This window comes from Pseudomonas sp. B414 (genome assembly GCF_055408445.1).
On record NZ_JBUZTQ010000002.1, the window covers coordinates 82596 to 105523 of the forward strand.

A 22928-nucleotide genomic window follows, 5' to 3' on the forward strand; every position below is an offset into this window, starting at 1 on the left:
TTAAATAAATGATTGCGAGCCCGGGGCGAGGAACCAGTTTGGCTATTCGTTGAGCTTGGCGAGGATCTTGAAAATGATGGTGCCGAAGATCAGCAGCATACCTGCCCAGATCATCAGCACACCGACTCCGCTAGTGCGTTCGCGAAAGTTGAAGCCAATGGTCAGCAGCAACATGCCGCAAACAATGGGAATCATCATGGAGTGGAACGCAGCTGTTTCGAACATGGTTATCGGACCTGTGCAAATGAATGCCCCAAGTCTAGGTCGGATTACGCGGATGTGTGGTGATGTGTATCAAAAATGAATTAGCCAAGCACATAACCACTGTAGTCGCTGCCGAAGGCTGCGAAGGGAGTTGCGGGGTATTCAAGAAAACGGGGGGCTTCGCGCCCCCCTTCGCAGCCTGCGGCAGCGACTACAAATACATCAGGGCAGTTGGTTGCTGGCGTAAAACGCGCTCAGTACCTTGACCAGATGTGCCAGGTCATGGCTGCCGGCCAGTTCGCGGATCGAGTGCATGGCGAATGTCGGCAGGCCGATATCCACGGTGCGCACACCCAGGTGGCTGGCGGTGATCGGGCCAATGGTCGAGCCGCAACCCATGTCGCTGCGCACCACAAAGCTTTGCACCGGCACTTCTACGGCCATGCACAGGTGACGGAAGAACCCGGCCGTTTCACTGTTGGTGGCATAGCGCTGATTGCTGTTGACCTTGATCACCGGCCCGGCATTAAGCTTGGGCCCGTGATTGGCATCGTGCTTGTCGGCGTAGTTGGGGTGAACGCCGTGGGCGTTATCGGCCGAAACCAGCAGTGACTTCTGAATCGTACGTACGTACTCGTCACCTTCGGGCAGCACACGTTGCAGGATCTGCTCCAGCATCGGGCCATCGGCGCCGCAGGCCGAGCAGGAACCGACTTCTTCGTGGTCGTTGGCCACAAACAGGCAGGTCTCTTCGGTTTCGGTGGTAAGCAGGGCTTGCAGTCCGGCATAGCACGACAGCAAGTTGTCCAGGCGCGCACCAGCGATGAAATCACCGTTCAGGCCGATGACCGCAGCACTTTGGGTGTCGTAGAAGCTCAGTTCGTAATCCAGCACCACGTCGGCATTGAGGCCGTGCTCGCGGGCCAGCTGGTCGGCGAGCAGGGCACGGAAATCCACACGTTCGTCGCCCGCCACCTGGGCCAGGATGGGCGGCAGCTCGGTTTGCGGGTTGATGGCCCAGCCTTCGTTGGCGGTGCGATTGAGATGGATCGCCAGGTTGGGGATGGTCGCAATCGGCGCCTTGAAATCGATCAGCTGGCTTTCGACCTGGCCATCGCGGCGGAAGGTGACACGCCCGGCCAGGGACAGGTCGCGGTCGAACCAGGGGGCCAGCAAGGCACCGCCATAGACTTCCACGCCCAGTTGCCAAAAGCCCTGGCGTTGCAGCTCAGGCTGTGGCTTGACGCGCAGGCACGGGCTGTCTGTGTGAGCGCCGACCATGCGGATGCCGCCTTGTAGCGCGGAGTGACGACCCAGCTTGAAGGCAACAATGGAGGAGTCATTACGGGTGACGTAATAGCGACCATTGGCTTCGGTGAACCAGGTTTCACGCTCGTCGAGGCGCTGGTAACCGGCAGCCTCCAGGCGCTGAACAAGACTGGCAGTGGCATGAAAGGGGGTAGGGGAGGCCTTCAGAAAGTCGATCAGGCCTTGGTTCAACTCTTCGCGCATAAGTTACTCCAGACAGCAAGGCCGCGAGTTTAGCGCATTGATCGCAAGAATTGACCCCAATTGAACGTCAATCACGTAGTCGCTGCCGAGGAACGAAGGCTGCGAGCTCCTGATGGTTAAAAGCTCGCAGCCTTCGTTCCTCGGCAGCGACTACGGTTATTGTTGTTTTTGCAGTCAAAACGGAGCCGGGCACTCGAAGCGCAGGCGCTCGCCGGTCTGCGGGTGAGTGAAGCTCAGCATGCTGGCGTGCAGGCACAGGCGCGGCCAGGCAGCCAGGGCTTGCGGGTGTGCATACAGGCCATCGCCCAGTAGCGGGTGACCGATGGACAACATATGCACCCGCAGCTGGTGCGAACGGCCGGTAATTGGGGTCAGTTCAACCCGGCAGTAATCACCGCAACGTTCCAGCACTTTCCAGAAGGTCAGGGCGTTTTTGCCAAATTCGTGGTCAACCACATGCCGTGGCTTGGTCGGCGGATCGTAACGCAGGGGCAGGTCGATGCTGCCGCTGTCCAGCTCGGGTTGCCCCCAGGCCAGTGCGGTGTAGGCCTTTTCGGTTTCGCGGTCATGAAACTGACGCGACAGTTCGCGATGGGTGTCTGCGTCCCGTGCCAACAGAATGATCCCGGAGGTTTCCCAGTCCAGTCGATGGACAATACGCGCTTCGGGATAGCCGTTTTCTTGCAGGCGGGTAATCAGGCAATCCTTGTTGTCATCGGCCCGGCCTGGTACCGAGAGCAGCAGCGTCGGCTTGTTGACCACCAGAACGCCAGCGTCCTCATGGATGATGTGAATATTGGACAACGGCATTAAAACAGCCTCTTAACAAACGCCAACGGCGACGAGGGAACCTCCCCCGCAGGGAAGGCGCCCAAGTCGCCGTGGTGTCAGCCGGATCGATTAACGGTCAGGCAGTGTGATGTTGAGTTCCAGAATCGAGCAGCTACCCTCGTTTTCGAGGGCGATCTGTACAGAATCATCCCCGATATTCACGTATTTGCGGATTACCTCGACCAGCTCCTTTTGCAGGGCAGGCAGGTAGTCCGGGGTGCTGCGTTGGCCGCGTTCGTGCGCCACGATGATCTGTAGACGCTCTTTCGCAACCGACGCGGTCGTTGGCGTTTTGCGAGTACGAAAGAAGTCAAAAATGTTCATTGTTTAGTTGCCTCCAAACAGGCGCTCGAAGAATCCCTTCTTCTGTACATCAAGGAACCGGTGCTCCACGGTTTTGCCCAGCAGGCGATCAACCGCATCGCTGTAGGCCTGCCCGGCGTCGCTCTGATCATCAAGGATCACGGGCACGCCCTGGTTGGAAGCCTTCAGTACGGCCTGGGATTCCGGAATCACGCCCAGCAGGGCCACTGCCAGAATCTCTTTGACGTCTTCAACGCCGAGCATTTCGCCCTTGGAGACGCGGTCCGGGTTGTAGCGGGTCAGCAGCAAGTGCTCCTTGATCGGGTCTTCACCCTTCTCGGCGCGGCGCGATTTGCTGGCCAGCAGGCCCAGCATGCGGTCCGAGTCACGTACCGAAGACACTTCCGGGTTGGTCACGACAATCGCTTCATCAGCGAAGTACATGGCCAGGTGGGCACCGGTTTCGATACCTGCCGGGGAGTCACAGACCACGAATTCGAAGGTTTCTTTAAGTTCCATCAGAACTTTTTCGACGCCTTCCTTGGTCAGTGCATCCTTGTCACGGGTCTGGCTGGCGGCCAGCACGTAGAGGTTTTCCAGGCGCTTGTCTTTGATCAGTGCCTGCTGCAGGTTGGCTTCACCGTTGACCACGTTGACGAAGTCATACACCACGCGGCGCTCGCAACCCATGATCAGGTCGAGGTTACGCAAGCCAACGTCGAAGTCGACGATCACTGTTTTGTGGCCGCGCAGAGCGAGGCCGGTACCGATAGCGGCGCTGGTGGTGGTCTTACCCACACCACCCTTGCCGGATGTAACCACTAGAATCTTGGCCAAGGTGTTTCACCCCTAAGGAAAAAGGACTTTTTAGCCCCTGAATAACATCTCTACGAACGACTGCAGGTGAACAGCCTTGGCGGGTCATTGTTCAAGTCGCGTTTACGCTGTGTAAATGCTGCCTGATTGCTTGTCCCTACAAGGAAAAGTCTGTTTTCACTACGATTTTGAGATGCTTGGAAAATGGCGAGAGTATCCGTTAAAGCCGGGTGATGTTCAATATGTCACTTGACAGACTGATCTGAACACCTGTTCCCCACAACGGATCCCGACGCAGGTCTTCAGATACTTTGTACTTGCCCGCAATTGACACTAGCTCGGCGCTCAGTTGCTGGCAAAAAATCCGTGCCTTGGTATTGCCCTTGTGACCTGCCAGTGCGCGGCCACGCATTGGCCCGTAAACATGGATGTTGCCATCGGCCATAAGTTCCGCACCGGGGCTGACGGAGGCAATCACCACCAGATCACAGCCTTCGGCATAGACCGTCTGTCCGCCGCGTACCGGGCTGGTGATGATTTTGGTCGGCTTGATGGTCGGCTCGGGCGGTTTTTCCGGTTTTTTTGGCTCGACCACGACTTCAACCGGATCAATCGGTCGCTCGCGCGCACCTGAGGGTGGCAGCACGGGCAGGTCGATGGCGATGGCGGCGGCGATATCTTCGATGCGGTTGGCGCGAATGGCCAGGGTACGCAGGCCATGCTGGCGGCATACACGCATCAGGCCGGGCAAATCGATGGCGCCTTCACTGGCAGGCAGCTTGTCCAGTGCCAGTACCAGTGGGGTATTGCTGAAAAAATTCGGTGCCTGAGCCACTTTGGCAGCCAGTTGGCGGTCCAGGGCTTCAAGGTTGTTGTGCGCAAGTTCCAGCACCGTGATGGCGAGCATACTGCCCTTTAGCTGGAACACGGGGGCTTGGTCTAGCGATTCGGTTTGGCTCATGGTTGCTTAACGCGACTTGTCACTTAAAGTGCTGAGACTTATAACGAGAACGCCCGCGGGCCGCAAGCCGGGTCGAACGATGTAGAATGGCCGACCCTTGTGTCTGTCCGGAATCATTAATGGATCGCCCGCGTTTTCGTGCTGCTTTTTTTCATCCGCGCTTCTGGCTGCTATGGCTGGGCCTGGGCGTGCTGTGGTTGGTTGTTCAACTGCCTTATAAAGTACAGCTGTGTATCGGCCGGGCCCTGGGTGCGCTGATGTACCGGGTGGCCGGTGACCGTCGACGGATTGCCACGCGCAACCTTGAATTGTGTTTCCCGGAAAAAACCGCCGCCGAGCGCAAGCAGTTGCTCAAGGCCAACTTCGCCTCGACCGGTATCGCGTTTTTCGAAATGGCCATGAGTTGGTGGTGGTCGAAGTCGCGTCTGGCCAAACTGGCCCATGTCGAAGGGCTGGAGCATCTCAAGCAGGCCCAGCTGGAAGGCAAGGGCGTGATCCTGATGGCGTTCCACTTCACCACCCTGGAAATTGGCGCTGCCTTGCTCGGTCAGCAGCACACCATCGACGGCATGTACCGCGAACATAAAAACCCGCTGTTCGACTTTATCCAGCGGCGCGGCCGCGAGCGCCACAACGTTGATTCGCTGGCGGTTGAGCGTGATGACGTACGCGGCATGCTCAAGTTGCTGCGTTCCGGGCGGGCGATCTGGTATGCACCCGACCAGGACTACGGCGCCAAGCAAAGTATCTTTGTGCCGTTATTCGGTATTCAGGCAGCCACTGTTACCGCCACCAGCAAGTTTGCCAAGCTGGGCAAAGCTCAGGTTGTACCCTTTACTCAACAAAGACTGGCCGACGGCAGTGGTTACAAGTTGGTCATTCATCCTCCCCTGAGTGATTTCCCCGGAGAAAGCGATGAGGTTGATTGCCTGCGCATCAATCAATGGGTCGAGCGGGCGGTGCGTGAGTGCCCCGAGCAATATCTGTGGGCACATAGGCGTTTCAAGACCCGTCCGCCGGGCGAGCCCAAACTGTACGACAAGCGCCGCTGACCAGGCCTGTCGGCCGTGACGGTGATCGCCCCGGTTACAGGCCTGATCCTGTCTGGCGGTGGTGCGCGAGCGGCCTATCAGGTCGGCGTGCTGGCTGCGATTGCCGAATTGCTGCCTGCGGGTGCTTCGAATCCGTTCCCGGTGATCGTCGGCACCTCGGCGGGGGCGATCAATGCAGTCAGCCTGGCCAGCGGGGCGATGGACTTCACTCGTGCGGTCGAGCACCTGACCGCTTTCTGGCAAGGCTTTGAAAGCAAGCGCGTATTGCGCAGCGACTGGCCGGGTGTGCTGCATCAGGCCACCCGTTTTTTGGGCCACAGCCTGCTCGGGCTGGGTTCTCATGTGCCGGTGGCGCTGCTCGACAGCTCGCCCTTGCGCGATCTGCTTCACGACAAAATCAATTTTTCCGGCATCGGCCAGGCGATTGCCGAGCAGCACCTGCGGGCGGTTGCGGTCACGGCGTTTGGTTACTCGTCCAGCCAGGCAGTCACCTTTTATCAAGGTGCGGGCGCCATCGAGGGCTGGTTGCGCCATCGGCGTATCGGCATGCCCACCGACTTGACGGTCGAGCATTTACTGGCCAGCTCAGCCATTCCATTGCTGTTTGCCCCGGTCAAGATTGGCGAAGAGTACTTCGGCGATGGTGCGGTGCGCCAGTCGGCACCGATCAGCCCGGCGTTGCACCTGGGGGCCAATCGCGTGCTGGTGGTGGGGGTGAGCGGCAACCCGCGAGGGCCGGATCTGCAAGATGGCCAGCAGCGCTATTACAACGCTCAGCAGCCGACCCTGGCGCAGATTGGCGGGCATATGCTCAACAGTACGTTTATCGACAGCCTGGAGAGCGATATCGAACTGCTTGAGCGTCTGAATCACTTCAGCCGCTTGCTGCCACGACAAACCGACAATCTGGGCCTGGCCCCGGTGGAGGTACTGGTGATTGCGCCAAGCCAGCCGATTGACGAGATTGCAGCGCGCCATCGGCATGAGTTGCCCGTGGCGTTACGCACCTTCTTGCGCGGCCCCGGTGCGACCAAGACCAGTGGTGCAGGGGTGCTGAGTTATTTGTTGTTTGAGGCGGGGTATTGCCGGGAATTGATTGAGCTGGGGCGGCGTGACGCGATGGCCAAGCGCGATGCGCTTGGCCGGTTTTTGCGGGCGTAGTCGCTGCCGAAGGCTGCGAAGGGTTGCGCAGCAACCCGTTTTCCAGAAGCTGATTCGATCTGTTTTTAAAGGGCCTGAGACCCTTATCGCAGCCTTCGGCAGCGACTACAGGTATTTCAGGTGTTGCAGTTGTGTTACTCGGCAATCTGCAATTTGCGCGCTTCGGTGTAGATATAGCGCAGCTTGTCGTACTCGAACGGTGAGTCAAACTGGCCATAGCGGAAGCTGGTCTTGTAGCGTTTGTCGACCGCGCCCAGCACCCAGATTTCCGGATGGCGAGTGCTCTCATGCGGCACGTTGAGGAAGTTGATTTCCTGGTTGACACCAAAGTCGACCACAAGCCCCGTGGTATCGCGCAAGTTTGACGGCCCAAGGATCGGCAGCATCAGGTAAGCGCCGCCAGGCACGCCGTAAAAGCCCAGGGTCTGACCGAAATCTTCGCTTTGACGGGGCAGCCCCATTGCCGTGGCCGGGTCCCACAAGCCACCGACGCCGATGGTCGTGTTCAACAGCAAGCGCCCTGTGGTTTCCAGCGAGCGGTGGCCCTTGAGCTGCAGCAAGCTGTTAAACAGATTGGGCACATCCCCCAGGTTATTGAAGAAGTTGCTCACCCCGGTGCGCAGAAAACTTGGCGTAACGTAGCGATAGCCATTGACCACCGGCAGGAAGACCCACTGGTCGAAACGGTAGTTGAAGTGATAGATCCGGCGGTTGATCGGCTCCAGCGGGTCATACACATTGAGCGCGTTCATGGTGGCGCGCTCGAACTCACGCTGATCCAGGCTCGGGTTGAACTTCAGCAGTTTCAGCGGTTGGGTAAAACCGTCGACATCTGGCGTGAGCTCCGTGTGAGCCTTGCTGTTGTCTGCTTGAGCAAAGCCTGCGCCGAGCAGGGCGGCAAGAAGCAATAGTTGTTTAGCCACGGAAGAACTCCAGCATATCGTCAGCGTTGACTCGATAATTGATATTGCCGCAATGGCCACCGTACGGATAAACCGTCAGGCGATTACCGAAGGTTTTGCGCAGAAAGCCCAGGTCACCAGGGCCAAGGATGATGTCGTCGGCGTTATGCATGACGGCAATCTTCGGGCTGTTTTTCAGGTAGTCCTGGAGCGCATACAGGCTGACTTGGTCAATCAGTTGCAACAGGCTGCCGCCATCAGTCTTGGCGCGCCACATGGGGATCACCTGCTCGGTCAGGTAGCAGTCAAAATCACACTGCAACGAGCGCTTGAGGAACGGTGTCAGGCTGGTGCCTTCGGTGATCGGATAGTTCGGTGGCGTGATCAGGCCGCGGCGGTTGATCAGGTCCGAGGTAAACACGATATCGGCCGACGAGAAACGAAATACCGTGCCGATCAGCATGGCCATTTGCTCGTTGGTCAGGCGTTCCTTGGAGTTCTGCAGGTCATAGAGCAGGGCAGCGTTGAGGTCCACGCGGCCCTTGTCCTGGAAGTAACGGGTCAGCTTGCCCAGCACCAGTTCGTAGAAGGTGGTGCTGTTGTTGATGCCCTTGACCTCTGTTTGCACCAGCTTGTCGAGGTTGCTGATGGAAGTGAAGAGGTTGACTGGAGGGTTGAGCATCAACACTTTTTTGAAGTTGAAGCTTTTGCGGGTCTCGTCCAGATGGCTGACAAAAGCAGCATCCAGTGCGCCAAGGCTATAGCCCGCCAGGTAATAGTCGGTCACCGGCACTTTGGCTTGTTGGGCACGTACAGCCTGCATTACGTGGTACAGGTCTTCGGCGTCGTACTGGCTGATGCCCGGGGTAGCCAGGCGCGAGGCGGCACTCATAAAGTCATAGCTGGTTGGCGATGACAGCTGAACGACGTGATAGCCCTCTTGGTAAAAGAGCTTTTTCAGGTATTCGTTGAGGCTGCTGTCGTAAGCCGCGCCAGTGCCGGCAATCAGAAACATCAGTGGTGCCGGGTGATCCTGCTTGGCCATGCGATAGGTCAGCTTTTTCACCGCCCAAAAGTTGGCAGGCAGAATGAACTCGCGCTCGGGGCGCAGGCTGAGGGTGTAGTCCGATTGATTGATGTCGTCCTCATCCGGCAGCAGCGGGCGCATTTCTGGCGGAGTGGTGGCAATCGTGGCTTCAAATGGGTTGGTGATCGGGTAGCCATACGTTGCGGGGTCGACATCGACCGCCTGTGCGGACGCACTCAAGATAAGGCCGCCCAGTAAGGCAGCGAAGGGCAGAAGACGTAGCATGAAGACTATCCCTAGAAAGGTGCGGAGAAGATTCGCAGGCTATGACCACAGGGTTGGTACTGAAGTGCCATTTCACGGCACCAAATAAATCCCCAACAAGTCTCAGGCAGGCAAAAGGCTGTCCAACGATACACGCTGAATGACTTTAGTTAACAGATATCTGATTGCAAGGCTTGCATAGCCGAAGATGGCGATTAAGCTGGGCGCCGCTTTTGCCTATCGGAGTTTTTTATGCGACCTCGTTTGTCGTTGGTCTTGCTGCTTATCGCCCTGCCTGTATGGCTGGCCGCCAGTTATGGTCTGCGCTACGGCTTGATGGAGGACTCGCAGTGGGTGGGGACCTGTGTTGCCGAGGCCGCGCGCTGGGAGTGCCAGTTGCGTTCCAGCCTGGGGTTGTTGATTCATTTTCGGGTGTTGGGCTGGGTGGCACTGGTGCTGTCGGGTGTCGGTTTTTTTGTACGTGGTCGCGTCGGCACTGCGCTGGCGGTACTGGCCTTGTTGTTCGGCTTGCCGGCGCTGGCGTTGTATAACGCCAGCCTCGCGGTCTTTGCCGTGGTAATCGCCGGGTTGCGGCTGGTGCGGGCTGCCAGGTAAGTGTCTGTACTAATCAGTTCCCCGGCTGTGGGAGCGAGCCTGCTCGCGAAGGTCTCAAGAGCATCGTTTGCACCTTTCGCGAGCAGGCTCGCTCCCACTGGGTGTTGTCCTCAAAGGGCGTTACGCCTTCTGGCGCACGCTGCGCCACAGTGCCATGACCATCAGTACGCTTACCAGCGCCCAGCCCCAGGCCTGTTCATTGCTCAGGCCTTCGCGGTACAGCTGCACCGGTATGCCTGCGCCAATGATCAATGCCAGCAGGCCGAACTCGCGGCGCGGGCCGCGTACCGGGCGCAACAGGTATACCAGTGCAGGCAATATCAGTGCCGCAGTCGGGAAGCTGCGATAGCGTGGCTCAAACACCAGCCCCAGCATCATCACAGCCCCGGCAAACCCGGCGGCAGCCAGCCACCAGCCAGCACGACGTTCCAGCAGATTGAACAGGCGTTCACGCCAACCGTCTTTCTGGCCAAGGGCCAAGGCGCCATGGCTCAGTACGATCAGATTCAGGCCAACCAGCAAGCCAGCCCATAGCCACTCTCCGGCAAACCGGCTGGTCACCGACGCCAGTTCCGCCCAGGCGACGATGCTGCAGCCCGCCACTGCACCCAGTGCCGGCAGCAGCAGAGCAGCGCGGTTTGTGCGAACCCGCCCGCCAATCGGCAGCGTACCCAGAAACAACGCTGCGCCAAAACCCAGCCACACCGGCCAGTGCGGCAGGTTGGACACCGGGCCTGCAAGGATGCCCTTGTCCTGGCGGTCGGCATCAAACAACCCCCAGTAACCGCCTACAGCGCCTTCGCTGCCACGCTTCCAGGGTTGGTCGAAGGCTTCGATCAGGTTGTATTTCCAGCCGTTTTGTTCGGCCATGGTGACAAAGCCACGAATAAATTTCGCTTCGTTGACCCGGCTCGGTACGGCGGTTTCACGCTGGCGACCTTCGCTGGGCCAGCCGGTCTCGCCGATCAGGATGTCCTTGGGCGCAAACTTGTTGCCGAATACCTGGCGAATCTGCTCAACATGGTTAACCGCCTGATCGATGCCTGCAGGGTCATCTTCCCAATACGGCAGCAGGTGAATGGTCAGAAAGTCCACGGCCGGAGCGATTTCCGGGTGCTGCAACCAGAATTCCCAGACGTCGGCATAGGTCACGGGTTGCTTGATCCGGCTTTTAACCTTGCCGATCAGCTTGACCAGTTGCGGGGCGGTGACTTCCTTGCGCAGCAAGGCCTCATTACCGACGATCACTGCGCTGATCACATCCGGATTGGCATTGGCCGAGGCAATCAGGGCATCAACTTCAAGTTCCGTGGCAACCGGGTCAGTGCTGACCCAGGCACCAGCCATCAACTTCAGGCCATGCTTGCGTGCCAGCTCCGGCAGTGCTTCCAGGCCCGTCTGGGAATAGGTGCGGATGCACTGAAAGCGCGTGGCCAGCAACGCCAGATCGGCGTCCATGCGCTCAACCCGGGGTACGAAAGGCTGGTCGAACGGCGACTGGTCCTTGTCGAATGGGGTGTAAGACGCGCATTGCAGCTTATGCGTCGGTGTTGCTGCATCGGGCAGGATCACCGGTTGGCCAAGGCCGTACCAGAAACCGGCAATGGCAAACACACCCAACAGGCAGGCAAGAAGATAAGGCAGCACGGGGAAGCGGGCAGTCGCAGACATGGTCAGGCCGTATGGGAGCAAAGCCGCGCATCTTACCTGCAATTGAGTTGGCTCAGCGCCTTCGTATAATTTTGACATGCAAAGTTCGAAGGCTCATCTGGACAATCCAGGCGGCTATCTGCCTGGATGTCGGGCAATGTCGCTGCTGGTTGCATGGGGGTCGTCGTCAGAGCAGGACGCCAGTCTGTCGAAGTTGATTATCAAATACAGATGACACAGGGGTGTGTAAGCCCTGTAGGAATCTTGATGCGGCCCGGCACTCGTCGGGCCCGGCACGGTGGGGAATCAAAGATGAAGATGCGACGAATTTTGAGCGCAGGAGCAGTCTTGGTGCTGGCGATGAGTGCGGGTTTGGTAAGTGCGCAGAACAAGCCGACCCTGAATATTGGTTATGTTGATGGCTGGTCCGACAGCGTGGCAACCACCCATGTCGCGGCCGAGGTGATCAAGCAGAAGCTGGGTTATGACGTGAAGTTGATGCCGGTAGCCACCGGGATCATGTGGCAGGGCGTGGCCACGGGTAAGCTCGATGCCATGCTGTCTGCCTGGTTGCCGGTGACCCATGGCGAGTACTGGGCCAAGAACAAAGACAAAGTGGTCGATTACGGGCCGAATTTCAAAGACGCCAAAATTGGTCTGATCGTGCCTGAGTATGTAAAGGCACAGTCGATCGCTGATTTGAAAGGCAGTGATGAATTCAAGAATAAAATCGTCGGTATTGATGCCGGCTCGGGCGTGATGCTCAAGACCGACGAGGCAATCAAGGACTACGACCTCAAGGGCTATAAGTTACAAGCCAGTTCCGGCGCTGCGATGACCTCGGAATTGGGGCGTGCCTATGCCAAGAATGAGCCTATTGCCGTGACCGGTTGGGTGCCGCACTGGATGTTTGCCAAGTGGAAACTGCGTTTTCTCGATGATCCAAAGGCCGTTTATGGTGCAGCCGAAACGGTTAACAGTATCGGCAGCAAGGAGCTGAACAACAAAGCTCCGGAAGTTGCAGCGTTTCTGGAGAAGTTTTCCTGGAATTCAAAAGACGAAATTGGTGAAGTGATGCTGGCCATTCAAGAGGGTGCAAAACCTGATGCGGCGGCCAAAGAGTGGGTTGCCAAACACCCGGAGCGTGTTGCCCAGTGGATCGCTAAATAATCGCGAAGTGTCTAGCTCGCAGTACACAAGACCGTTTGGCGTTTCCGCCAAGCGGTTTTTGCATTTATGGGGTTTCGTGCTAGCGGCGATTTTCCTTGCAGCCTAGAGAAACCGGGGGCTGCAGGGAGTCAGAGGCTCTACTACTAAAGTCGTCTGGAATTGAAATTGCGCCGCCCTAATAGTGAAAACGTTCCATCTCATCTGTGCTGCGAGGACAAAAATAATGAACGACAGCATTTATATCTCGATTCAAAACAGCCCGCGCTTCAAGGAGCTGGTTAAAAAGAGAGAGCGTTTTGCCTGGCTTCTTTCGGCAATCATGCTCGGGTTATATGCCGCTTTTATCCTGTTAATTGCATATGGGTCGCACATCATGGGGACCAAGTTGAGTCCCGATTCGTCCATTACCTGGGGGATCCCGATTGGCGTGGGGCTGATTGTTTCGGCCTTTATCCTGACCGGTATCTATGTACGCCGGGCCAATGGCGAGTTTGACGAGCTGAACAATGCAATTCTCAAGGAGGCTGGGCAATGATCGGGCGCTTATTGGCAACAGTGGGCGCTGCAGCCCTTGCTCCATCGGTCTGGGCGGGGGAGGCTCTGACGGGTGAAGTGCAAAAACAACCGCTCAATATCTCGGCGATCATCATGTTCGTCGTATTTGTTGGCGCGACCCTGTGCATTACTTACTGGGCATCCAAGCGTAACAAGTCGGCAGCCGACTACTATGCAGCTGGCGGCAAGATTACCGGGTTTCAGAATGGTCTGGCGATTGCGGGCGACTATATGTCGGCAGCCTCCTTCCTGGGTATTTCCGCGCTGGTATACACCTCTGGCTATGACGGCCTGATCTATTCGATCGGCTTTCTGGTGGGTTGGCCCATCATCCTGTTCCTGATTGCAGAACGTCTGCGTAACCTGGGCAAATACACCTTTGCCGACGTGGCCTCGTACCGTCTGGGGCAAACCCAGATTCGTTCGTTGTCGGCGTGTGGTTCGCTGGTGGTGGTAGCGTTCTACCTGATCGCGCAAATGGTCGGCGCAGGCAAGCTGATCCAGTTGCTGTTTGGCCTGGATTATCACGTTGCGGTGATCCTGGTAGGCATCCTGATGTGTATGTATGTGTTGTTCGGCGGCATGCTGGCAACAACCTGGGTACAGATCATCAAGGCAGTCATGTTGCTGTCAGGCGCGACGTTTATGGCCGTGATGGTCATGAAACATGTCAACTTTGACTTCAACGCGCTGTTTGCAGAAGCGGTGAAGATTCACCCTAAAGGTGAAGCGATCATGAGCCCGGGCGGGCTGGTGAAAGATCCGATCTCCGCGTTCTCCCTGGGCCTGGCCCTGATGTTCGGTACTGCTGGCCTGCCACATATCCTGATGCGCTTCTTCACCGTGAGCGATGCGAAAGAAGCGCGCAAGAGCGTGTTCTACGCAACTGGCTTTATTGGCTACTTCTATATCCTGACCTTTATCATCGGTTTTGGCGCAATCATTCTGGTCAGCACCAACCCTGCATTCAAGGACGCTGCTGGCGCCTTGCTGGGTGGTAACAACATGGCGGCGGTGCATCTGGCTGACGCAGTTGGCGGCAGCATGTTCCTGGGCTTTATCTCGGCAGTAGCATTTGCCACCATCCTGGCGGTGGTTGCCGGGCTGACCCTGGCGGGCGCTTCTGCGGTGTCCCATGACCTGTATGCCAGCGTGATCAAAAAGGGCAAAGCCAACGACAAGGATGAGATTCGGGTTTCGAAGATCACCACCATCGCCCTGGCGGTACTGGCGATTGGCCTGGGTATCCTGTTTGAAAGCCAGAACATCGCGTTTATGGTGGGCCTGGCGTTCTCCATCGCAGCGAGCTGCAACTTCCCGGTCCTGCTGCTTTCCATGTACTGGAAAAACCTGACTACCCGTGGCGCCATGATTGGCGGCTGGCTGGGCCTGGTGAGTGCGGTTGGCCTGATGATCCTGGGCCCGACCATCTGGGTGCAGATCCTGCATCATGAAAAAGCCATCTTCCCTTATGAGTACCCGGCACTGTTCTCCATGATCATTGCGTTTGCGGGTATCTGGTTCTTCTCCATTACGGACAAGTCCAAGGCAGCAGAGAAAGAGCGTGCGCTGTTCTTCCCGCAGTTTGTGCGTTCGCAGACTGGCTTGGGGGCGAGCGGGGCGGTGGATCATTAATCCGCAATAGACAGTATGTTTAACCGAATCCTCCTGCCGCAAGGCAGGGGGATTTTTTGTGCGCGCCGCAGATCCTCTGTGGGAGCGGGCTTGCTCGCGATGGTATCACTGCGGTTTTTCAGATGTGCCGCGTCGCTGCCATCGCGAGCAAGCCCGCTCTCACAGGTGGATGAGGTGTATGGGAGGTCGAGTGAACCGACACACAAAAAAATACGGCCTCTGCTCTTTATATAAAAGGCAGAGGCCGTATTCTCTGAAGCAAGACGCTATCGCGGGACAGGCCTTACTTGCGGTCTTCCAGGTTGGTCAGGTCACGCTGCTCGTAACCGGTGTACAGCTGGCGCGGACGGCCAATCTTGTACGGGCTGGAGAGCATTTCTTTCCAGTGCGAGATCCAGCCCACTGTACGCGACAGGGCGAAAATCACGGTGAACATGCTGGTCGGAATGCCGATCGCCTTGAGGATGATCCCCGAGTAGAAGTCGACGTTCGGGTACAGCGAGCGTTCGATGAAGTACGGGTCGGTCAGGGCGATCTCTTCCAGGCGCATGGCCAGTTCGAGTTGCGGATCGTTCTGAATGCCCAGCTCTTTGAGCACTTCGTCGCAGGTCTTCTTCATGACTGTGGCGCGTGGGTCGCGGTTTTTGTAAACCCGGTGACCGAAGCCCATCAGTTTGAACGGATCGTTCTTGTCCTTGGCCTTGGCGATGAATTTGTCGATGTTGGAAACATCGCCAATTTCATCGAGCATGGTCAGCACGGCTTCGTTGGCGCCGCCGTGGGCAGGGCCCCACAGTGCAGCGATACCGGCAGCAATACAGGCGAACGGGTTGGCACCCGAAGAGCCCGCCAGACGCACGGTGGAGGTCGAAGCATTCTGTTCGTGGTCCGCGTGCAGGATAAAGATCTTATCCATTGCCTTGGCCAGTACCGGGCTGATCGGTTTGATCTCGCACGGCGTGTTGAACATCATGTGCAGGAAGTTTTCGGCGTAGGTCAGGTCGTTACGCGGGTACATCATAGGTTGACCCATGGAGTACTTGTAAACCATCGCTGCCAGGGTTGGCATCTTGGCAACCAGACGGATCGCGGAAATTTCGCGATGCTGCGGGTTATTGATGTCCAGGGAGTCGTGGTAGAAGGCCGAAAGGGCGCCAACTACACCGCACATGACCGCCATCGGGTGGGCGTCACGACGGAAGCCGTTGAAGAAGGTCTTCAACTGCTCGTGAACCATGGTGTGGTTCTTCACGGTGCTGACAAATTGAGCCTTCTGCTCTGCGGTCGGCAGTTCGCCGTTCAGCAGCAGATAAGCGGTCTCTAGATAGTCAGAGTGTTCAGCCAGTTGTTCGATCGGGTAGCCGCGGTGCAGCAGGATACCGTTGTCACCATCAATATAGGTGATCTTCGACTCGCAAGATGCGGTCGACATGAAGCCCGGGTCAAATGTGAATCGGCCCGTGGCCGTCAGGCCTCGCACATCGATTACATCGGGACCCACGGTGCCAGTTAAAATGGGCAGCTCGACGGGGGCTGCGCCCTCGATGATCAACTGCGCTTTTTTGTCAGCCATGTGGCCTCCTATTTATGCTTGAAATCATCAGACAGACCCCCCACGCAGGGCCCGCACCACTATAGTGAGATAAATTTGAATGTCAATTTGCCTAAAGTCTTGCTGTACAAGGCTTTGAGGAGCCTTTTTTCGCGAATATCCCTGCCGTTTACGCCTTTTATGGCCCGAGCGCAATGCGCTTTTAGGGGGTGGGTGTTTGCGTTGTCATTAGTAACCTAACTGTCTATACTCGGCAGCCGACCGCCAGAGGCTTTTGGGCCTGTTTAGATGGGGGTCGTCACTCCCGGGTGGTGGGTACCTGACCAGTGCGCATCCCAACAAACTTGCCCTGATTGTTAGGGGCTCTTCAGTGTGAAAAAAGCCGTGAATAGCCAACGACCTGTAAACCTAGACCTAAGGACCATCAAACTCCCAGTCACTGCATACACGTCGATTCTTCACCGAATCTCCGGTGTCATTCTTTTCGTCAGCCTGGCCATCATGCTTTACGCATTGGACAAGTCGCTGGGTTCGGAAGAAGGCTTCGGTCAAGTGAAGGCGTGTCTGACCAGTCCACTAGCCAAGCTAGTGATTTGGGGCATCCTGTCCGCCTTGCTGTATCACTTGGTTGCCGGTGTGCGCCACTTGATCATGGACATGGGCATCGGTGAGACGCTGGAAGGCGGCAAGCTGGGCTCGAAAATCGTTATCGCCATTTCCGTGGTGATGATTGTACTGGCAGGAGTTTGGATATGGTAACCAGCGTTACGAACATGTCGCGTTCGGGCCTCTATGACTGGATGGCACAGCGCGTGTCTGCGGTTGTTCTCGCGGCTTATTTCATCTTCCTGATCGGATACGTAGTAGCCAATCCTGGCATTGGCTACGCCCAATGGCATGAACTGTTTGCAAGCAACTGGATGCGTATCTTCAGCCTGCTGGCCCTTGTTGCTCTGGGCGCACACGCCTGGGTAGGCATGTGGACCATCGCGACCGACTACCTGACGCCAATGGCGCTGGGCAAGTCCGCGACAGCAGTACGTTTCCTCTTCCAGGCAGTCTGCGGCGTTGCAATGTTCGCTTACTTCGTCTGGGGTGTGCAGATTCTTTGGGGTATCTGATTCATGGCTAACACAGTTAATACACTTTCGTTCGACGCCATCATCATTGGCGGCGGCGGTGCTGGCATGCGCGCTGCTCTGCAGCTGGCACAAGGTGGTCACAAGACTGCCGTAATCACCAAGGTTTTCCCGACTCGTTCGCACACCGTATCGGCCCAGGGTGGCATTACCTGCGCGATCGCGTCTGCAGATCCAAACGATGACTGGCGCTGGCACATGTACGATACCGTCAAGGGTTCCGACTATATCGGTGACCAGGACGCTATCGAATACATGTGTTCCGTAGGCCCGGAAGCCGTATACGAACTTGAACACATGGGCATGCCGTTCTCCCGTACCGAGCAGGGCCGTATCTACCAGCGTCCTTTCGGTGGTCAGTCCAAGGACTTCGGTAAAGGCGGCCAGGCTGCCCGTACTTGCGCTGCAGCCGACCGTACCGGTCACGCGCTGCTGCACACCCTGTACCAGGCCAACCTCAAGGCCGGCACTGTATTCCTCAACGAATACTATGGTGTCGACCTGGTGAAGAACGAAGCTGGCGATTTCGTCGGCATGATCGTTATCTGCATCGAAACCGGCGAAACCTCGTACGTTCGTGCCAACGCCACCGTATTGGCGACTGGCGGTGCAGGCCGTATCTACTCGTCCACCACCAACGCCCTGATCAACACCGGTGACGGTATTGGCATGGCACTGCGTGCAGGCGTTCCGGTACAAGACATCGAAATGTGGCAGTTCCACCCGACCGGCATCGCCGGCGCCGGTGTACTGGTTACTGAAGGTTGCCGTGGTGAAGGTGGATACCTGATCAACAAGCACGGCGAGCGTTTCATGGAGCGTTATGCTCCGAACGCCAAAGACCTTGCCGGTCGTGACGTAGTAGCTCGCTCGATGGTTAAAGAAATCATCGCGGGCAACGGTTGCGGTCCGGATGGCGACCACGTAATGCTGAAACTCGATCACCTGGGTGAAGAAGTTCTGCATAGCCGTCTGCCTGGTATCTGCGAACTGTCCAAGACTTTCGCCCATGTTGACCCGGTGCTGGCTCCAGTTCCAGTGGTTCCGACTTGCCACTATATGATGGGCGGCGTTGCCACCAACATTCATGGCCAGGCGATCACTCAGGACGCTGACGGCGTTGACCAGATCATCCCTGGCCTGTTCGCAGTGGGTGAAGTGGCATGTGTATCGGTACACGGTGCCAACCGTCTGGGCGGCAACTCGCTGCTCGACCTGGTGGTATTCGGTCGTGCTGCCGGCCTGTTCCTTGAGCAGACCCTGAAAGAAGGCGTTGATTACGCTCGTCCACGCCAGTCCGACATCGACGCTGCCCTGGCACGTCTGGACGGCCTGAACTCGCGTACTGACGGCGAAGACGTGGCAACCCTGCGTAAAGAACTGCAAAGCTGCATGCAGAACTACTTCGGTGTATTCCGTACCGGCGAATACATGCAGAAGGGTATTGCCCAGCTGGCTGATCTGCGCAAGCGCATCGCCAACGTGAAAATCAACGATAAGAGCCAGGCGTTCAACACCGCTCGTATCGAAGCCCTTGAGCTGCAAAACCTGCTCGAAGTGGCTGAAGCGACTGCAATCGCTGCTGAAGTGCGTAAAGAATCGCGCGGTGCTCACGCCCGTGAAGACTTCGAAGATCGTGACGACGTTAACTGGCTGTGCCACACCCTGTACTTCCCGGGTGACAAGCGCGTAGCCAAGCGTGCGGTGAACTTCTCGCCGAAAACCGTTCCGACCTTCGAGCCTATGGTTCGGACTTACTAAGGGTGGCCGATATGTTGAAAGTCAGTGTTTATCGTTACAACCCTGATCAGGACGCCGCTCCGTTCATGCAGGAATTCGAGGTCAATACCAACGGTAAAGACCTGATGGTGCTGGACGTACTGGCCCTGATCAAAGAGCAGGACGAAGGGTTCTCCTATCGTCGCTCTTGCCGTGAGGGCGTTTGCGGCTCCGACGGCATGAACATCAACGGCAAAAACGGCCTGGCGTGCGTAACGCCGCTGTCCGCTGTCGTTAAAGGCAACAAGCTGATCGTTCGTCCTCTGCCAGGTTTGCCGGTTATCCGTGACCTGGTCGTCGATATGAGCATCTTCTACAAGCAATACGAGAAAGTTAAGCCGTTCCTGCAGAACGACACTCCGGCTCCGGCCATTGAGCGTCTGCAATCGCCAGAAGAGCGTGAAAAGCTCGACGGTCTGTACGAGTGCATCCTGTGCGCTTGCTGCTCGACTTCGTGCCCGTCCTTCTGGTGGAACCCGGACAAGTTCCTGGGCCCTGCTGCACTGCTGCAAGCCTATCGTTTCCTGGCTGACAGCCGTGACACCCGGACCACCGAGCGTCTGGCTTCACTGGATGACCCGTTCAGCGTATTCCGCTGCCGCGGGATCATGAACTGCGTCAACGTGTGTCCGAAGGGCCTGAACCCGACTAAGGCCATCGGTCACGTGCGTAGCATGCTGCTGCAAAGCGGCATCTGATCCAAGCTGTACCGTAGACCGTAGTAACCGTAAATGCTGCGGCGCAGGCTTCAACCGGCGCCGTAGTTTTAACCTGAGCAACAGCTCAAAAAGCTGCGGCTCTTATTTTGAAGAAATGAGACCAGCAGGGGCATCCGGGCTGGTACCCGGACTATCAGCGTGATCCTAAGTGGCTTGTTTTAGTCGCTGTATTCGGACTTTCTCAAGCGTGCTCTGGTGTTCTCGTCGATGGTGTCCCCTAACCGAGGGTGACCAAGCATGCAAGAAAGCGTGATGCAGCGCATGTGGAACAGCGGCTATCTTTCAGGTGGTAACGCTGCCTATGTGGAAGAGCTCTATGAGCTCTACCTGCACGACCCTAACGCTGTGCCAGAAGAATGGCGCACCAAATTTCAGACGTTGCCTGCTGAGGGCAACTCTGCCAACGATGTTTCGCACTCCACAATCCGCGATCATTTCGTGCTGCTGGCAAAGAACCAGCGCCGCGCCCAACCGGTTTCCGCCGGGAGCGTGAGCAGTGAGCACGAGAAGAAGCAGGTTGAAGTGCTGCGATTGATCCAGGCCTATCGGATGCGCGGCCACCAGGCAGCCCAGCTAGATCCGCTGGGGCTGTGGCAGCGTCCTGCACCTGCAGACCTGTCGATCAATCATTACGGCTTGACCAATGCCGATCTTGATACGACCTTCCGTGCCGGCGACCTGTATATCGGCAAAGAGGAAGCGAGCCTACGCGAAATTCTCGAAGCGTTGCAGCAGACATATTGCCGCACCATTGGCGCAGAGTTCACGCACATCGTCGATTCCGAGCAGCGCCACTGGTTTGAACAGCGCCTCGAAAGCGTACGCGGCCGCCCATCGTATTCGGCTGAAGTCAAAGGCCATCTGCTTGAGCGCGTCACAGCTGCTGAAGGTCTGGAAAAGTACCTGGGTACCAAATACCCGGGCACCAAGCGTTTCGGCCTGGAAGGTGGCGAGAGCCTGATTCCTTTGCTGGATGAGCTGATCCAGCGTTCGGGCAACTACGGCACCAAGGAAATCGTTATCGGCATGGCCCACCGTGGTCGCCTGAACGTATTGGTGAACACCTTCGGCAAAAACCCGCGCGAGTTGTTCGACGAGTTCGAAGGCAAGAAAAAGATCGAGTTGGGTTCCGGTGACGTTAAATACCACCAGGGCTTCTCCTCCAACGTCATGACTGCCGGTGGCGAAGTTCACCTGGCAATGGCGTTTAACCCGTCCCACCTGGAGATCGTATCTCCTGTGGTTGAAGGGTCGGTACGTGCTCGCCAGGACCGTCGTAACGACAGCACCGGCGAAAAGGTACTGCCAATTTCCATCCACGGTGATGCTGCCTTCGCAGGTCAGGGTGTGGTCATGGAAACCTTCCAGATGTCGCAGACCCGCGGCTTCAAGACTGGCGGTACGGTTCATCTGGTGATCAACAACCAGGTTGGCTTCACCATCAGCAACCCGGAAGACTCCCGTTCTACCGAGTACTGCACTGACGTTGCGAAAATGATCCAGGCGCCGATCCTCCATGTAAATGGTGATGATCCGGAAGCCGTATTGTTCGTGACCCAGCTGGCCATCGACTACCGCATGCAGTTCAAGCGTGACGTCGTGATCGACCTGTTCTGCTACCGCCGTCGCGGTCACAACGAGGCCGACGAGCCAAACGGTACCCAGCCGCTGATGTATCAGCAGATCGCCAAACAGCGCACTACCCGTGAACTGTATGCCGAGCGTCTGACGCAAGAAAAAGTGGTAGACGCAGAACGCGTTCAGGCCAAGATCGACGAATACCGCAACGCGCTGGACAACGGTCTGCATGTTGTGAAAAGTCTGGTCAAAGAGCCGAACAAAGAGCTGTTCGTAGACTGGCGCCCATACCTGGGTCACGCCTGGACTGCTCGCCATGACACGCGTTTCGATCTGAAAACCCTGCAAGAGCTGTCTGCCAAGCTGCTGGAAATTCCGGAAGGCTTCGTGGTTCAGCGTCAGGTTGCGAAGATCTACGAAGACCGTCAAAAAATGCAAGCCGGCGGCCTGCCGATCAACTGGGGTTATGCCGAAACAATGGCATACGCAACCTTGCAGTTCGAAGGTCACCCGATCCGCATGACCGGTCAGGACATTGGCCGCGGTACGTTCTCGCACCGTCACGCCGTGTTGCACAACCAGAAAGATGCTGGCACCTACATTCCTCTGAAGCACCTGTACGAAGGTCAGCCACGTTTTGACCTGTACGACTCGTTGCTGTCGGAAGAAGCGGTATTGGCGTTCGAATACGGCTACTCGACCACCACGCCAAACGCGCTGGTGATCTGGGAAGCCCAGTTCGGCGACTTCGCCAACGGCGCCCAGGTTGTCATCGACCAGTTCATCACCAGCGGCGAGCACAAGTGGGGCCGTCTGTGCGGTCTGACCATGCTGTTGCCACACGGTTATGAAGGTCAGGGCCCGGAGCACTCCTCTGCACGTCTTGAGCGTTACCTGCAATTGTGTGCCGAGCACAACATTCAGGTGTGCGTACCAACCACTCCAGCGCAGATCTACCACCTGCTGCGCCGTCAGGTCATCCGTCCGCTGCGCAAGCCGCTGATCGTCCTGACACCGAAGTCGTTGCTGCGTCACAAACTGGCAATCTCGACCCTGGAAGATCTGGCCGAAGGTTCGTTCCAGACCGTTATTCCAGAGATCGATGCACAAGATCCGGCGAACGTCGGTCGCATCGTGCTGTGTAGCGGCAAGGTCTACTACGACCTGCTGGAAAAACGCCGTGCCGAAGGTCGTGATGACATCGCCATCGTGCGTCTTGAGCAGCTGTACCCGTTCCCTGAGGACGACTTGATTGAAGTCCTGGCTCCGTACAAAAACGCCAAGCATATTGTCTGGTGTCAGGAAGAGCCGATGAACCAGGGTGCCTGGTACTGCAGCCAGCACCACATGCGCCGCATCATCAGCGGTCACGACAAATCTCTCGTACTTGAGTACGCGGGCCGTGACGCTTCTGCTGCACCTGCTTGTGGTTACGCATCGATGCACGCTGAGCAACAGGCAAAACTGTTGCAAGACGCGTTCACTGTTTAACGCCTTCGCGCA

21 protein-coding genes are annotated in these 22928 nt (G+C 57.2%); 11 read left to right on the top strand and 10 right to left on the bottom strand.

The window, feature by feature from the left end; genetic code table 11:
• Positions 1-42: 42 nt before the first annotated feature.
• The 6 genes from ACZRMH_RS02610 to minC form a co-directional block, all read right to left on the bottom strand.
• Positions 43-225 (bottom strand): hypothetical protein, encoded by a 183-nt coding sequence (locus ACZRMH_RS02610; RefSeq protein WP_464012026.1) that lies wholly within the window; start codon positions 223-225, stop codon positions 43-45.
• Positions 226-426: 201 nt separating this feature from the next.
• A complete protein-coding gene (locus ACZRMH_RS02615) occupies positions 427-1716 on the bottom strand; it encodes a M18 family aminopeptidase (protein WP_464012027.1) in 1290 nt (429 codons plus the stop codon).
• A 174-nt stretch (positions 1717-1890) separates the two neighbouring features.
• The gene (locus ACZRMH_RS02620; RefSeq protein WP_016780153.1) at positions 1891-2526 is read right to left on the bottom strand and encodes an RluA family pseudouridine synthase; all 636 of its coding nucleotides are present in this window, start codon (positions 2524-2526) and stop codon (positions 1891-1893) included.
• 90 nt (positions 2527-2616) lie between these two features.
• The gene (gene minE / locus ACZRMH_RS02625) at positions 2617-2871 is read right to left on the bottom strand and encodes a cell division topological specificity factor MinE (RefSeq protein WP_016780154.1); all 255 of its coding nucleotides are present in this window, start codon (positions 2869-2871) and stop codon (positions 2617-2619) included.
• A gap of 3 nt (positions 2872-2874) precedes the next feature.
• Positions 2875-3687 (bottom strand): septum site-determining protein MinD, encoded by an 813-nt coding sequence (gene minD, locus ACZRMH_RS02630; protein WP_048358615.1) that lies wholly within the window; start codon positions 3685-3687, stop codon positions 2875-2877.
• 199 nt (positions 3688-3886) lie between these two features.
• Positions 3887-4627, bottom strand: coding sequence for a septum site-determining protein MinC (gene minC, locus ACZRMH_RS02635; RefSeq protein ID WP_464012028.1), 741 nt, complete (start codon positions 4625-4627; stop codon positions 3887-3889).
• 119 nt (positions 4628-4746) lie between these two features.
• On the opposite strand from minC, the gene ACZRMH_RS02640 reads away from it, so the two are divergent.
• A complete protein-coding gene (locus ACZRMH_RS02640) occupies positions 4747-5679 on the top strand; it encodes a lipid A biosynthesis lauroyl acyltransferase (RefSeq protein ID WP_464012029.1) in 933 nt (310 codons plus the stop codon).
• A gap of 15 nt (positions 5680-5694) precedes the next feature.
• Positions 5695-6840 (top strand): patatin-like phospholipase family protein, encoded by a 1146-nt coding sequence (locus ACZRMH_RS02645; RefSeq protein WP_464012030.1) that lies wholly within the window; start codon positions 5695-5697, stop codon positions 6838-6840.
• 134 nt (positions 6841-6974) lie between these two features.
• Here ACZRMH_RS02645 and ACZRMH_RS02650 read toward each other — a convergent pair whose 3' ends face one another.
• Positions 6975-7763, bottom strand: coding sequence for an MlaA family lipoprotein (locus ACZRMH_RS02650; RefSeq protein ID WP_464012031.1), 789 nt, complete (start codon positions 7761-7763; stop codon positions 6975-6977).
• Positions 7756-9054: a serine/threonine protein kinase gene (locus tag ACZRMH_RS02655; RefSeq protein WP_464012032.1), complete on the bottom strand. Its 1299-nt coding sequence runs from the start codon at positions 9052-9054 to the stop codon at positions 7756-7758. The genes ACZRMH_RS02650 and ACZRMH_RS02655 overlap by 8 nt, the downstream gene beginning before the upstream one ends.
• A gap of 231 nt (positions 9055-9285) precedes the next feature.
• Here ACZRMH_RS02655 and ACZRMH_RS02660 point away from each other — a divergent pair, with 231 nt between their 5' ends.
• Positions 9286-9648 (top strand): hypothetical protein, encoded by a 363-nt coding sequence (locus tag ACZRMH_RS02660; protein WP_464012033.1) that lies wholly within the window; start codon positions 9286-9288, stop codon positions 9646-9648.
• Positions 9649-9768: 120 nt separating this feature from the next.
• Here ACZRMH_RS02660 and ACZRMH_RS02665 read toward each other — a convergent pair whose 3' ends face one another.
• On the bottom strand, positions 9769-11319 hold the full coding sequence (locus tag ACZRMH_RS02665) for a glycoside hydrolase family 17 protein (protein WP_464012034.1): 1551 nt from the start codon (positions 11317-11319) through the stop codon (positions 9769-9771).
• A 291-nt stretch (positions 11320-11610) separates the two neighbouring features.
• Here ACZRMH_RS02665 and ACZRMH_RS02670 point away from each other — a divergent pair, with 291 nt between their 5' ends.
• The 3 genes from ACZRMH_RS02670 to ACZRMH_RS02680 all read left to right on the top strand — a co-directional run bounded on the left by ACZRMH_RS02670 (position 11611) and on the right by ACZRMH_RS02680 (position 14658).
• Positions 11611-12468, top strand: a complete 858-nt coding sequence (locus ACZRMH_RS02670) for a glycine betaine ABC transporter substrate-binding protein (protein WP_464012035.1) — start codon at positions 11611-11613, stop codon at positions 12466-12468.
• A gap of 223 nt (positions 12469-12691) precedes the next feature.
• The gene (locus ACZRMH_RS02675) at positions 12692-13003 is read left to right on the top strand and encodes a DUF485 domain-containing protein (RefSeq protein ID WP_095002117.1); all 312 of its coding nucleotides are present in this window, start codon (positions 12692-12694) and stop codon (positions 13001-13003) included.
• Positions 13000-14658 (top strand): cation acetate symporter, encoded by a 1659-nt coding sequence (locus ACZRMH_RS02680; protein WP_464012036.1) that lies wholly within the window; start codon positions 13000-13002, stop codon positions 14656-14658. Before ACZRMH_RS02675 ends, ACZRMH_RS02680 begins: the two co-directional genes overlap by 4 nt.
• A gap of 283 nt (positions 14659-14941) precedes the next feature.
• Here the strand turns inward: ACZRMH_RS02680 and gltA are convergent, their stop codons facing one another.
• Positions 14942-16231: a citrate synthase gene (gltA, locus tag ACZRMH_RS02685; protein WP_059764219.1), complete on the bottom strand. Its 1290-nt coding sequence runs from the start codon at positions 16229-16231 to the stop codon at positions 14942-14944.
• Between the two features lie 351 nt (positions 16232-16582).
• On the opposite strand from gltA, the gene sdhC reads away from it, so the two are divergent.
• The 5 genes from sdhC (at position 16583) to ACZRMH_RS02710 (ending at position 22916) form a co-directional block, all read left to right on the top strand.
• The gene (gene sdhC, locus ACZRMH_RS02690) at positions 16583-16969 is read left to right on the top strand and encodes a succinate dehydrogenase, cytochrome b556 subunit (RefSeq protein WP_464012037.1); all 387 of its coding nucleotides are present in this window, start codon (positions 16583-16585) and stop codon (positions 16967-16969) included.
• Positions 16963-17331 carry a succinate dehydrogenase, hydrophobic membrane anchor protein gene (sdhD, locus tag ACZRMH_RS02695; protein ID WP_464012038.1) on the top strand — a complete coding sequence of 123 codons (369 nt, stop codon included), beginning with the start codon at positions 16963-16965 and terminating at the stop codon, positions 17329-17331. The genes sdhC and sdhD overlap by 7 nt, the downstream gene beginning before the upstream one ends.
• 3 nt (positions 17332-17334) lie before the next feature.
• Entirely contained in the window at positions 17335-19110 is a 1776-nt protein-coding gene (gene sdhA, locus ACZRMH_RS02700) for a succinate dehydrogenase flavoprotein subunit (RefSeq protein WP_464012039.1), read from the top strand.
• Positions 19111-19121: 11 nt separating this feature from the next.
• On the top strand, positions 19122-19826 hold the full coding sequence (locus tag ACZRMH_RS02705) for a succinate dehydrogenase iron-sulfur subunit (protein ID WP_048382454.1): 705 nt from the start codon (positions 19122-19124) through the stop codon (positions 19824-19826).
• Between the two features lie 258 nt (positions 19827-20084).
• On the top strand, positions 20085-22916 hold the full coding sequence (locus ACZRMH_RS02710) for a 2-oxoglutarate dehydrogenase E1 component (RefSeq protein WP_464012040.1): 2832 nt from the start codon (positions 20085-20087) through the stop codon (positions 22914-22916).
• The last annotated feature ends 12 nt before the right edge of the window (positions 22917-22928 follow it).

Bases quoted from the DNA above. Each gene is read 5' to 3' on its own strand.
- ACZRMH_RS02665 (WP_464012034.1), bottom strand. From the start codon at position 11,319: ATGTCTGCGACTGCCCGCTTCCCCGTGCTGCCTTATCTTCTTGCCTGC.
- ACZRMH_RS02705 (WP_048382454.1), top strand. From the start codon at position 19,122: ATGTTGAAAGTCAGTGTTTATCGTTACAACCCTGATCAGGACGCCGCT.
- minC (WP_464012028.1), bottom strand. From the start codon at position 4,627: ATGAGCCAAACCGAATCGCTAGACCAAGCCCCCGTGTTCCAGCTAAAG.
- gltA (WP_059764219.1), bottom strand. From the start codon at position 16,231: ATGGCTGACAAAAAAGCGCAGTTGATCATCGAGGGCGCAGCCCCCGTC.
- sdhD (WP_464012038.1), top strand. From the start codon at position 16,963: ATGGTAACCAGCGTTACGAACATGTCGCGTTCGGGCCTCTATGACTGG.
- sdhA (WP_464012039.1), top strand. From the start codon at position 17,335: ATGGCTAACACAGTTAATACACTTTCGTTCGACGCCATCATCATTGGC.
- ACZRMH_RS02610 (WP_464012026.1), bottom strand. From the start codon at position 225: ATGTTCGAAACAGCTGCGTTCCACTCCATGATGATTCCCATTGTTTGC.
- ACZRMH_RS02660 (WP_464012033.1), top strand. From the start codon at position 9,286: ATGCGACCTCGTTTGTCGTTGGTCTTGCTGCTTATCGCCCTGCCTGTA.
- ACZRMH_RS02675 (WP_095002117.1), top strand. From the start codon at position 12,692: ATGAACGACAGCATTTATATCTCGATTCAAAACAGCCCGCGCTTCAAG.
- ACZRMH_RS02640 (WP_464012029.1), top strand. From the start codon at position 4,747: ATGGATCGCCCGCGTTTTCGTGCTGCTTTTTTTCATCCGCGCTTCTGG.
- ACZRMH_RS02620 (WP_016780153.1), bottom strand. From the start codon at position 2,526: ATGCCGTTGTCCAATATTCACATCATCCATGAGGACGCTGGCGTTCTG.
- ACZRMH_RS02615 (WP_464012027.1), bottom strand. From the start codon at position 1,716: ATGCGCGAAGAGTTGAACCAAGGCCTGATCGACTTTCTGAAGGCCTCC.
- ACZRMH_RS02680 (WP_464012036.1), top strand. From the start codon at position 13,000: ATGATCGGGCGCTTATTGGCAACAGTGGGCGCTGCAGCCCTTGCTCCA.
- ACZRMH_RS02655 (WP_464012032.1), bottom strand. From the start codon at position 9,054: ATGCTACGTCTTCTGCCCTTCGCTGCCTTACTGGGCGGCCTTATCTTG.
- ACZRMH_RS02670 (WP_464012035.1), top strand. From the start codon at position 11,611: ATGAAGATGCGACGAATTTTGAGCGCAGGAGCAGTCTTGGTGCTGGCG.
- minE (WP_016780154.1), bottom strand. From the start codon at position 2,871: ATGAACATTTTTGACTTCTTTCGTACTCGCAAAACGCCAACGACCGCG.
- ACZRMH_RS02710 (WP_464012040.1), top strand. From the start codon at position 20,085: ATGCAAGAAAGCGTGATGCAGCGCATGTGGAACAGCGGCTATCTTTCA.